Source organism: Rhodococcus sp. MS16 (assembly GCF_013277795.1).
In the GTDB taxonomy this organism is placed as follows: domain Bacteria; phylum Actinomycetota; class Actinomycetes; order Mycobacteriales; family Mycobacteriaceae; genus Rhodococcus_F; species Rhodococcus_F globerula.
This window is the reverse complement of the sequence record NZ_VBTM01000003.1, coordinates 943,551-954,103: the sequence shown is the minus strand read 5'-3', so window position 1 is coordinate 954,103 and position 10,553 is coordinate 943,551. Positions and strand designations below refer to the sequence as shown.

The window sequence follows — 10,553 nt, the reverse complement described above, 5'->3', positions numbered from 1 at the left end:
GACACCGCCGAACACAACTTGAAAAAGCCCCCCAACATTGTTGGGGGGCTTTTTCGTGTCCCCGAAACACCCCCCGGGATCGAGCGAACGGTACACCCGTCGCCTCGGATCGACCGAACGTACCGTTCGCACCATCACGGGCGGGGCAATCGAGGCGAACCGGACGCTGTCACAGCGCTGATTCCAATGTCTCGCAGAGCATTTCGAGTGCCCGAGGGTACTGGGACGGCGAGGGCGTGCTGTATCCGACAACGATGCCGTCGGAGCCGGCGGAAGACGCGTCGGGGTGCCGGAATGTTGACAGCCCTTCAAGTCCGAGGCCGCGCGAATTCGCGGCAGCCATCACGGATTGTTCGCTGCCACGGGGCAATCGAACTACGGCATGAAGTCCCGCGGAGATCCCCTCGACCCGAACTTCGGGTACTCGCGCAGAGAGGATCGCAACCAGTTGATCGCGTCGTTGTCGGTAGGAAACCCGCATCTTCCGAATGTGACTGTCGAACCGTCCTGACTCGATGAAATCTGCCAGCGTCAGCTGATCGGTTGAACTGACCCAACGCTCGTACGGCCCTTTGACTGCGAGCACGGGTTCGATCAATCTGTCCGGCAACACCATCCAGCCGATACGAATGGCCGGCGAGAGCGTCTTGCTCGCGGTTCCGAGGTAGGCGACGTGTTGTGGGGCGATCCCCTGTAGTGCGCCGACGGGCTTTCTGTCGTAACGGAATTCACCGTCGTAGTCGTCCTCCAGTATTACTCCGCCAGTGCTCGACGCCCATTCGACGGCAGTTGCCCGCCGTGCGGGTGTGAGTGGTCCGCCGAGTGGAAACTGGTGCGTCGGCGTCAGAAGTGCGGCTCCGGCGGTAGTGGATGCCAATTCGTCTGTGCACGTGCCTGATTCGTCAACCGAGATAGGAACGGTTCGTATGCCCTCGTCGATCAGTAACTTCCGGTGTAGATGAAGACTGTAAGCATCCACTGCAAATGTTCCGCCGAGGGTGCGGGCTAGAAGCGCGATCCCGTGACCTGAACCGGCGCTGACCACTATTCGATTCGGGTCTACCCGCACCCCTCTGGTTCGGCCCAGGTACCCGGAGAGGGCGTTGCGAAGTTCGACGCGACCTCGGGGATCAGTGGCTGCAAACGCGTCGTTAGGTGCTGCGGTTAAAGCCCGTCGGGCAGACGAAATCCAGGCCGAACGAGGAAAGGCTGATACGTCAGGCGATCCGGGCATCAAACTGTGTGTGAAGCGCACTGTCGATGGTGCGGGCGCCGCGTCATTGCGGGAGTCCGCGAGCGAAGCGACGACGGTGCCGGAGCCCTGACGTGTCGCGAGCCACCCGGCTGCGGCGAGTTCGGCGTAGCAATCGGCCACGGTGTTTCGCGCTATGCCGAGGTCGTGTGCAAGTGTGCGCGACGGCGGGAGTCTGGTGCCAGGCTTCAAGACACCGCCGTCGATCGCGTCGCGAAGTGCCTGCAGAAGCGCTGCTTTGACGCCGACGCCGTGCGGCAGTTCGATGTGCAGATCGAAACCGAGATTGGCCCACGAATTCACTCGCAAATTGAACCATGTTTGAGGGTCATTGCGAGATTATCGTTCTAGGTATGACAACAACAGGGCAACGACTCAACATCGCACAGCTGGCACCCGACGTTTACAAGGCCATGGTCGCGCTGGACAGTGCTGCACGTAAGGGCCTGGATCCCACACTGGTCGAGTTGATGCTGACGCGTGCGTCGCAGTTGAATCATTGTGCATGGTGCTTGGACATGCACACACGTGATGCGCGCAAAGCCGGCGTGACGGAGCAGAAGCTGTACCTGCTGAACGCATGGGAGGAAGCCCGGGATCTCTACTCCGACAAGGAGCGCGCAGCCCTCGCATTGACGGAGGCCGTCACAGTTCTCACCGACGGGTTTGTTCCCGACGCCGTATACAACGAGGCGTCCGAGCACTTCGCCGACGCAGAGCTGGCTCAGCTCATCAGTGTCATCTTGACCATCAATGCATGGAACCGCATTGCCGTCACTTCGCGTATGGCACCGCCTGTCCGGGACTGATTCCCCTCGTGTGGATAGTCTCGCGGCATGGATCTTCGACTTTCGGGAAAACGCGCAATTGTTGCTGGTGGTAGCAAGGGGATCGGGCTTGCGATCGCCAGAGGTTTAGCCGAGGAAGGCGTCGATCTCGCGATACTTGCCCGAACAGAACAGTCAGTGACCGACACAGCCCGAGAACTGGCGTCGGAGTTCGGGATTCGAGCAATCGGCGTGGCCGCCGATACGCGAGACGACGACGCAATTCAGGCGGCGGTACGTGAGGTTGTCGCGACGTTGGGTGGCGTCGACATTCTGGTCAACTCTGCGGCAACCCCGTGGAGCGCTGGAAGGCCAACGGATTTCTGGTCGACGACCGATGACGTAGTGCGGGGAGAAGTCGAGGTGAAGGTTCTCGGCTATCTCCGTACGGCCCGGGCAGTCGCCCCGCACATGGTGGCGCAGGGCTGGGGCAGGATCATCAACATCAGTGGCCTGGGCGCGCGTACCGCCACCTCGATTGCGCATACGGTGCGCAACGTCAGTGTCTCGGCGCTGACGAAGAACTTGGCCGACGAGTTGGGCCCCAGTGGAATCAATGTAACGGTGGTTCATCCTGGAGTGACTCGAACCGAACGACTGAATGCACGGATCGAAGACGAGATAAATCTGACGGGGCAATCGCTCGCCGAGGTGGAAGCGGGGATTGCCACCAACTCGATTCGCAAGATCGTCGACGCCGCCGAGGTGGCCGACGTCGTCACGTTCCTGGCGTCGCCGCGCAGCGTCGCGATCACGGGTGACGCGGTTGCTGTCGGCGGCGGTATTCCGGGGCCGGTGTACTACTGACCTGCACGGAAGAGTATAAATACATCTTGTGTCTATGTTGCATTCCACGGCGGAGTCGGTATTCCGCGAAGTGAAGGAACTCATCCTGTCCGGGGAGTTACCCGGTGGTGAGCTCATCAGCGAGGGCGAGATCGCCAGTCGAATGGAGTGCAGTCGTACTCCCGTGCGTGAGGCGTTTCTGCGGCTCGAAGCCGAAGGGTGGATGCGCCTGTACCCGAAGAAGGGTGCATTGATCGTCCCCGTGGCGGACGGCGAGGCCGAGCATGTGGTCGCGGCGCGGCAACTGGTAGAGACGCAGAGTGTGCGTGTTGTAGCTGACCGACCGCAGGCTCGTAGCGGATTGATTGCAGCTTTGCAGGCGAGCATGGCCGAGCAGCGCGAGCTAGCCGACGGCGGCGACGTCGCAGCATTCAGCGCCGCCGACGCAGATTTCCATAAGATGATCGTTGCTGCGGGTGACAACCCTCTGCTCGATACCTTCTACGCCGGTCTGCGGGATCGACAGCGGCGCATGACGGCACGATCGATCTCGCTCGACCCAGGCAAGCTCCCCAGGATTCTCGAAGACCATGCCGAACTGGTCAGCCTTGTCGAGGCCGGCGATGCCGATGCATACAACACCGCGGTGCTGGCGCATATGCGTCGTGTTCATGGTCTCGGACTGCGGGGAGGTCTGTGATGAGCGTCGAAACTGTGTTGTCGAACAGGTCAACGGAAAACCGTTCTGCCCGAGCCTGGCTCATGGTTGCCGCCAGTATGTTCGCAGTTGCCTGGGGCGGGAACGAGTTCACACCGCTGTTGGTGATGTACCGAATCGACCACGGCTATTCGCCCGTGATGGTCGACTTCTTCCTCTTTGCCTACGTAGTAGGGATCGTTCCTGCGCTCTTGCTCGGTGGCCCGCTGTCCGATCGGCTGGGTCGACGCCCGATCATGCTCCCGGCCCCGTTCATCGCGATCGCAGGCTCGACGCTGCTGGCTTTCGGAGCAGATTCCGCAGCCGTCCTGATTGTCGGACGTATTCTCTGCGGTATCGCGCTGGGAATCGGCATGGCCGTCGGCGGTTCCTGGGTGAAGGAACTATCTGCAGCTCCTTGGGATCCGGATGCCACCGAGGGCTCTGGTGCCAGGCGTGCCGCGATGAGTTTGACCGCCGGTTTTGCGTTGGGTGCGGGCTTCGCCGGCGTGTTGGCACAGTGGGCGCCACTGCCCAGCGCGTTGGCTTATGTCTTGCATATCGTGATCACTGTGCTTGCGGGAGTTGCCTTGTGGCGCGCACCTGAGACTCGCGCCGCGCAACCGAAGACCGAGCGTCGACGGTTGATCGACGACCTGAAGATTCCGTCCGCCGGTCATCGCCGATTCCTGTACGTAGTTGTTCCGTTGGCGCCGTGGGTGTTCGGAGCAGCAAGTGTCGGGTACGCAGTCATCCCCGCGCTGATGACCGGCCACAGTGGCAACGCGCCGGTCGCTTTCTCGGCGTTCCTCTGTGTTGTTGCCTTGGCCTGCGGATTTGCGATCCAGTCCCTCGGACGCAAGATCGACACGAACAGCAGTGCACGCGGCGCCGTCGTCGCGCTGGTGTTCCTGGTAATCGGAATGGCTGCAGCGGCCTTGGTGGCGTCGTCGCTGACAGTTGCCGCCGCGATTGTTGCGGCTGCGATCCTGGGCTGCGGGTACGGAATGGCGTTGGTGTCCGGCCTGCTCGAGATTCAGCGCATAGCCGGGCCGGATGACCTCGCCGGCCTGACCGCAGTGTTCTACTCGATCACCTATATCGGGTTCGCGGTTCCGGCGGTCTTGGCGATGCTGTCGGAAAGCACTCCGGCGCTGAGCTATACGGCAACCCTGTTGTTCGGCTCTGCGGCAGCTGCGGCCTGCCTCGTACTCGTACTGTTCAAATCCCGGTCGCATCTCCCGGCGGATGAATCGGCTATGGTCAAGGCGGGCTGAGCCTGGCCCACGAATCAGGAGGAATACTCAATGGGGACTTGGGGTTCGGGTCCGTTCGAAAACGACGCGGCCGGCGATTTGCTTGTGGCGGTTCGGGCCGGTGAGTTCGACATCGCCGATTTCACCAGCCATGTCGACGACGAGTACGTCGAGGTGGACGATTCGCAGGCGGCAATCGCGATCGCTGAGATTGTTGCGGTGGCGCACGGACTCCTACCGGCCCCTGAGCAACTCGACGGTATCGATGCCGTTGCCTACACCGCGTCCTTGACCCCGGAGCAGCGCGAATGGATTCTCGCGACACTCGAGCGCACGATTGCCGACCCCGAAACTTCCGAACTCTACGAGTTGTGGGCCGAGAACGGTCCGGAAGATGTCGAGGAATGGCGGGCGCCGATCCTGAAAAGGTTGGAGAGCCTCAAAACCCTGAGCTGAGGTGGACCGATCGATGACTCAGGTCCGGCGAGGTAGGGGTTTCTGATTGAGCCACGCGTCCCACAGTGGACGCAGCGGGATGTCGGTGAATCGTGATGCCAGATCTGTGAACTGCTCGGTGCTGACAGTGCTGTGGCGGTGCTTGGTAGTCCACTGACGGAGGAGCTCGAAGAACTTGTCGTCTCCCAGAACCCCGCGCAAAGTGTGCAGGGTAAGTGCGCCGCGTTTGTAGATTCGATCGTCGAACATCATGGCCGGCCCGGGATTGCCGAGGATGAGATCCTGAGGCTTGCGCATCAGTCCTTGATAAGCGTTGGCCGCAAGGGCTTCGGACGACGGGCCACCAGAGTTCTCGGACCAGATCCACTCCGCGTAACAGGCAAAACCTTCGTGTAGCCAGATGTCGCACCACGCGCCGATCGTGAGGCTGTTGCCGAACCACTGGTGTGCCAACTCGTGTGCGACAAGGCGTTCGGAGCCGCGTCGGCCGGTGCAGTGATTGGCGCCGAAAATCGAGAGCCCCTGTGCTTCGATGGGAATCTCGAGTTCGTCGTCGGTGACCACGGCGGTGTAGTCGGCAAAGGGGTACGGGCCGAACAGTTTGCCGAAGACGTCGAGCATCTGCGGCTGGCGTGAGAAGTCGACGTCGAACTCGTTGTGCAACCGGGGTGGATGAACCGCGAAGATCGGGACCCGGCCGGAGCTGACCTGCCGATGCTCGTACTGCCCGATCTGAATGGTCGCCAAGTAGGTGGCCATGGGCTCGGTCTGCTCGTACACCCAGGTGGTTGCGCTGGCGCGGGTTTGCTTGCGCACCAATGCGCCGTTGGCGAGTGCGTAGAACGGTGAATCGGTGGTGATCGAAATGCGGTACGACGCTTTGGAACTGGGGTGGTCGTCGCACGGGAACCACGACGCGGCCCCGTTGGGCTGGCTCGCGACGAGGGTTCCTTCGGTGAGTTCTTCCCAGCCGACTTCACCCCAGAGACCTTTGATGGGTTCGGGATTTCCGGTGTACTGAACGGTGACCGAGAGCGCTCCGCCGGCGGGAATCTTGGTGCCGGGCGTGACGATCAGCTTGTTGTTCTGGCGGGAGTACTTGGCGCCGCGGGCGCCGTTGACCGACACCTTGGACACCTGCAGGTTCTGGGCAAGATCGAAGCTGAACTTGGATCGGTTCTCGGTGGTGACGGCGGTGATGACGGCTTTGCCGGCCAGACGGTTACTGAAAACCTTGTAGGTCAGTTCCAATTCGTACCGGGATACGCGATATCCGCGGTTGCCGTTCTGCGGCAGGTACGGATCGATCGGCTCGTCGAGCATCTTGTTCGGCTTCACGAAGCCGCCCATGGGGCAATGGGGTTGCCCTGCCACCGGGTCGACGGCGGAACGGTGTCACCTCGCATGACCAATGATGCAGGTCCGACGGTTGCGCCTGCGCCGATTCCGGCTGCGGGTAGCGCGACACAGTGTGGTCCCAGCGTTGCTCCTGCTCCCAAGGTGACGGTGTCCATGGCCATAATCCGATCATGGAAGAGGTGAGTTTGCACGACGCACCCCCGTTCGACGGTTGCCCCGTCACCCAAAGTCACGAGATCTGCTTCGGGTAGCCAGTACGACTCGCACCAAACCCCTTTGCCTATTTTGGCGCCGAGTCCGCGCAAGAAAATGTTCAGTACGGCAGTGCCAGTTGCTGCTCGTGCGAACCAGGGAGCGGCAACAGTCTCGACAAAGGCGTCAGCAACCTCGTTGCGCCAGACGAAGGAACTCCAGAGTGGATGCTCCACCTTCTTGATCTTGCCGACGACAAGCCACTTGGCCGCGACGGTGATCGTCCCGGCAACGGCGCCCGCGATCAGCAAGACGACGCCACTGAGCAGAGCGGCGAACCAGAATCCGACAGCGCCGGCGAGGGCTTCGAGTGCAAACAGCACGCCAAGGCCGATGCCGAAGGTGACCATGACGGGGATGAGTCGGCAGGTTTCCACGACGCCGCGGGCGATCTTGAGACGCGTCGGGGGATTGAAGGTGCGGGCCGCGTCGGTGTCTCCGACTGCACGACGCAGGCGCACGGGCGGGCTACCGAGCCAGGAGGATCCGGACTTCGCCTTCGACGGCGTCGCGGACAACACCGCAACAAGCCCGTTCTTGGGGACGCGTCGGCCGGGGGCGGTCATTCCGGAGTTGCCGAGGAATGCGCGCTTGCCGATCTTGGCGTGCTCGATGTGCATCCAGCCGCCGCCGAGCCCGTAGCTGGCGACCATGGTGTCGTCGGCGAGGAACGCGCCGTCTGCGACGGTCGTGAACTTGGGAAGGAGCAGGACGGTGGACGCTTCGACGTTCTTGCCGATCTTGGCGCCGAGGAGGCGCAACCAGCCGGGCGTGAGCAGGCTGGCGTACAGCGGGAAGAGGAAGGTGCGGGCGGAGTCGAGTAGACGCTCGGTGGCCCAGACCTGCCAGCCGATCCGGCTGCGGACGGGGTGGTATCCCTCGGTCAATCCGATCGACAACAGGCGTACTGAGACTAGCGTGATGACGGCAAAGACCAGCAGGCTCAGAATCGTCGCGAAGGGAAGCATGATGAGCGACTGGGCAATTGCGCTACCGAGGGTTTCGGTGTTGCGAATCCACCAACCGATCAACACGATTCCGGCAACGAGAGCAAAGATCGGGACACCGGCAAGGAAGACGGACGTGATGCCGTACACCGGAACCCAGCCGGGGGCGCGCTTCGGATGTTCCGACGGCCAAGGATGATTCGCTTTGCCGACCTTGGTGGCTGGCGAACCTGCCCACTGCTGATTGGCTTTCACCCGGCCGAACACAGCTGATCCGGGTTCGACGACGGCGCCGCGTCCGACACGGGCACCGGGCAGAAGTGTGGAACGCGAACCGATAGAAGCACCGGCCCCGATCTTGATCTCACCGATATGAATGAGATCGCCGTCGATCCAGTGACCGGACAGGTCGACTTCGGGTTCGACGGAGCACCCGTCGCCGAGTTCGAGCATGCCGGTGACGGGCGGCAACGTGTGCAGGTCGACGCCGTGGCCGATGTCGGCTCCGAGGGCTCGCGCGTAGTACAACATCCACGGTGCGCCCGAAAGATTTGCTGCGCCACTGGCTTCGGTGAGTCGCTGAGCGATCCACAGTCGCATGTGTTCACTGCCGCCGCGCGGGTAGGTGCCCGGCTGTAGGTTGCGCAGCAGGGCTCGGGTGCCGATCACCGCGATGGTCATACGGCCGATCGGCGTGATGAAGACGATGAATGCCAACAGAATCCACCACCACGAGACCGTCGGCGCCCAGCTGACGTCGACGAACCACGCGAGAACGTTGTTCGCGATCGCGATCCAGGTAACCCACTGGAGTCCGGCCAGGGTGGTGATCGGAACCGTTGCCGCAACCTGAGCCAGTTGGGTTTTCAGAGGCGTGGGCGTGACGATACGTGGTTCGACGGTTTCCGTAGGAGCCAATTCGTCGAGGTATTCGGCCAGGGACCCCAACCGTGGATGATCGTAAAGCTGGGCGACGGTGACCTCGGGGAAGCGTTCGCGTAGTGCCGTCACCAGCTGGGCCGCGGAGAGTGATCCGCCGCCCACTTCGAAGAAATCGTTGTCGAGGCCGGTGATCTGGGCGCCGAGGATGGAACCCCACAGTCCCGCGACCCAGGCCGCGGTTCCGTCGAGTCCGAGTGCGGCTCCGGCATCTTCGCCGGCACCGGGAAGGGGCCAGGGGAGAGCGTTGCGGTCGACCTTGCCGGAGGTACGCGTCGGGAGTTCGTCCATCAACGCCAGACGCGGGACGAGCGCTGCCGGCAACTGTTCGCTGAGCGTCGCGTGCGCTGCCTTGAGGTCGAAAGCGGGGTCGGTACTCGCGATGTATCCCACGAGTATTTGGTTTCCGGCCGCAGTCTTCTTGACCGCGGCTGCGGCACCACTGACACCGGGAAGGTTCTGCAGCGCGTTGTCGACCTCGCCGAGTTCGATCCGTCGGCCACCGAGCTTGACCTGATCGTCGGCCCGGCCCTGGAACATGAGCCCCTCGAGCTCGAGCCGGACGAGGTCGCCACTGCGATAGGCACGCTCCCAACCGAGTGAGGGCATCGACGCGTACTTCTCGGCGTCTTTTGCCGGGTCGAGATAGCGGGCGAGGCCGACGCCACCGATCACCAGTTCGCCCACCTCCCCGACTGCGACGGGGTTGTTCTGAGCGTCGACGACTGCAAGGTCCCAGCCGTCGAGGGGGAGCCCGATGCTGACGGGACTCTTGCCGTCCATCAAAGCCCCGCACGCAACAACCGTCGCTTCGGTCGGTCCGTACGTGTTCCACACCTCGCGGCCTTCGACGGCCAGGCGTTCGGCCAACTCGGGCGGGCAGGCTTCACCGCCGAAGATCAGGAGGCGGACAGCTTCGAGGGCCTCGGCCGGCCACAACGACGCCAACGTGGGAACAGTGGAGACGATGCTGACGTCGCGGGAGACCAGCCACGGCCCGAGGTCCATGCCACTGCGCACGAGTGATCGCGGTGCGGGAACCAGGCAGGCGGCATGACGCCACGCGAGCCACATTTCCTCACACGACGCGTCGAAGGCGACGGACAGTCCCGCGAGAACACGGTCACCGGGCCCGATCGGCTCGTCCTGAAGGAACATGCGGGCCTCGGCGTCGACAAACGCTGCGGCATTGAGGTGGGTGACGGCGACGCCCTTGGGTGTGCCGGTGGACCCGGAGGTGAAGATGATCCAGGCGTCGTCTTCGGGCAGGGGATCGCGCACGGGTGGGTGCTCCAGCCGCTTCGGTGCCGTGCCAGGCCCGATGCCGTCACCCGTGATGATCGCGGCTACCTGGGCTTCACCGAAAACGAGTTCGGCGCGCTCTTCCGGATCATCGGCGTCGACGGGTACGTAGGCAGCGCCGGCCGCGAGGATCGACAGGATTGCCACGTACAGCGAACGCGAACCGGACGGCATCCGGATGCCGACGCGATCACCCGCGCCGACTCCGGCATCGGCGAGCCAGCGCGCGCCCTGTTCGATTTCGCCCAGCAGTTCGGCGTACGACAGCGTCGTCTCACCGTCGTCGATGGCAGGTGCTTCGGGGTTGGCCTGCGCGGATGCCCGCACGATGTCGATGAGGGTGCGCGGCGCAGGTGCCTGCGTCGAGCGGAGAAATACGGACGGAATCCCGAAAGACGATTCCGTTTCCGCGTGCGGCTGGAGTGGCAAACCCGTTGATCCTGTTCTGCTCATGAATCTCAGTCGTGCGACCTGTCGAGT

At 62.9% G+C, this 10,553-nt stretch carries 8 protein-coding genes; 5 read left to right on the top strand and 3 right to left on the bottom strand.

Going from position 1 to position 10,553, the window contains the following annotated elements:
- Positions 1-169: 169 nt before the first annotated feature.
- Complete coding sequence (locus FEZ60_RS09475; protein ID WP_172935965.1) at positions 170-1,555, bottom strand: aminotransferase class I/II-fold pyridoxal phosphate-dependent enzyme; 1,386 nt, start codon at positions 1,553-1,555, stop codon at positions 170-172.
- Between the two features lie 50 nt (positions 1,556-1,605).
- On the opposite strand from FEZ60_RS09475, the gene FEZ60_RS09470 reads away from it, so the two are divergent.
- From FEZ60_RS09470 to FEZ60_RS09450, 5 genes are read left to right on the top strand one after another with little or no spacing between them, the layout of a single operon-like run.
- Positions 1,606-2,061 (top strand): carboxymuconolactone decarboxylase family protein, encoded by a 456-nt coding sequence (locus tag FEZ60_RS09470; protein WP_095888120.1) that lies wholly within the window; start codon positions 1,606-1,608, stop codon positions 2,059-2,061.
- Between the two features lie 27 nt (positions 2,062-2,088).
- Positions 2,089-2,886: an SDR family oxidoreductase gene (locus tag FEZ60_RS09465; protein ID WP_033236277.1), complete on the top strand. Its 798-nt coding sequence runs from the start codon at positions 2,089-2,091 to the stop codon at positions 2,884-2,886.
- A 34-nt stretch (positions 2,887-2,920) separates the two neighbouring features.
- A complete protein-coding gene (locus FEZ60_RS09460) occupies positions 2,921-3,565 on the top strand; it encodes a GntR family transcriptional regulator (RefSeq protein WP_172935964.1) in 645 nt (214 codons plus the stop codon).
- Positions 3,565-4,839 carry an MFS transporter gene (locus tag FEZ60_RS09455; protein WP_172935963.1) on the top strand — a complete coding sequence of 425 codons (1,275 nt, stop codon included), beginning with the start codon at positions 3,565-3,567 and terminating at the stop codon, positions 4,837-4,839. Before FEZ60_RS09460 ends, FEZ60_RS09455 begins: the two co-directional genes overlap by 1 nt.
- Before the next feature lie 30 nt (positions 4,840-4,869).
- Positions 4,870-5,274, top strand: coding sequence for a DUF4259 domain-containing protein (locus FEZ60_RS09450; protein WP_141486602.1), 405 nt, complete (start codon positions 4,870-4,872; stop codon positions 5,272-5,274).
- An 18-nt stretch (positions 5,275-5,292) separates the two neighbouring features.
- Here FEZ60_RS09450 and FEZ60_RS09445 read toward each other — a convergent pair whose 3' ends face one another.
- Complete coding sequence (locus tag FEZ60_RS09445; protein ID WP_095888122.1) at positions 5,293-6,624, bottom strand: M1 family metallopeptidase; 1,332 nt, start codon at positions 6,622-6,624, stop codon at positions 5,293-5,295.
- The gene (locus FEZ60_RS09440) at positions 6,609-10,526 is read right to left on the bottom strand and encodes a Pls/PosA family non-ribosomal peptide synthetase (RefSeq protein ID WP_172935962.1); all 3,918 of its coding nucleotides are present in this window, start codon (positions 10,524-10,526) and stop codon (positions 6,609-6,611) included. The genes FEZ60_RS09445 and FEZ60_RS09440 overlap by 16 nt, the downstream gene beginning before the upstream one ends.
- Between the last annotated feature and the right edge of the window lie 27 nt (positions 10,527-10,553).